The organism is Pantoea sp. GD03673, from assembly GCF_029844725.1.
Taxonomy (GTDB): Bacteria; Pseudomonadota; Gammaproteobacteria; order Enterobacterales; family Enterobacteriaceae; genus Pantoea.
Genome location: NZ_JAOCKJ010000042.1, coordinates 1 through 599, shown reverse-complemented (window position 1 = coordinate 599; position 599 = coordinate 1). Strand labels below are relative to the sequence as shown.

Below are 599 nucleotides of genomic sequence, written 5' to 3'. Positions count from 1 at the left end.
CTCTCTTCGATCATCGGCAACAATGCTGAAAACACCCGCCATGCTGCAGAAATGGCCAGCTCGGCTACCAGCGCGGCATTGCGTGGCGGTCAGGCAATGGAATCAGTGCTGGGTTCCATGGAGAAAATCAGCAGCAGTGCAGGGCAGATTAAGGAAATCATTTCTGTCATTGATGGGATTGCGTTTCAGACGAATATTCTCGCGTTAAACGCGGCTGTTGAAGCTGCCCGGGCCGGTGAGCACGGTAAGGGCTTTGCGGTTGTTGCGGCGGAAGTCAGATCGCTGGCACAGCGCTCGGCTGGCGCGGCGAAAGAAATTAAAGGACTGATCGAACAGTCTGTGGAGAATGCTGAGCAGGGCATTTCGATGGCCCGGGATGCAGGTGAAAAAGTGAAGGAGAGTATGGATGCGATTGAACAGACAGCACAGCTGGTGAGAGAGATTTCATCTTCTTCAGAAGAGCAGAGTGCAGGCGTATCGCAGATAAATATTGCCGTTACTCAGATGGATCAGGTCACACAGCAGAATGCCGTGCTCGTTGAAGAGTCAGCATCGTCTGCTGATGAACTTGCAAGTCGAGCCGCTAATCTGAGGGACGC

1 protein-coding gene is annotated in these 599 nt (G+C 53.1%); it reads left to right on the top strand.

The annotated features are described in order from the left end of the window. Nucleotides 1-599 (top strand): methyl-accepting chemotaxis protein (locus tag N5J69_RS22190; RefSeq protein WP_279772598.1); only part of this gene is annotated, 599 nt, incomplete at both ends.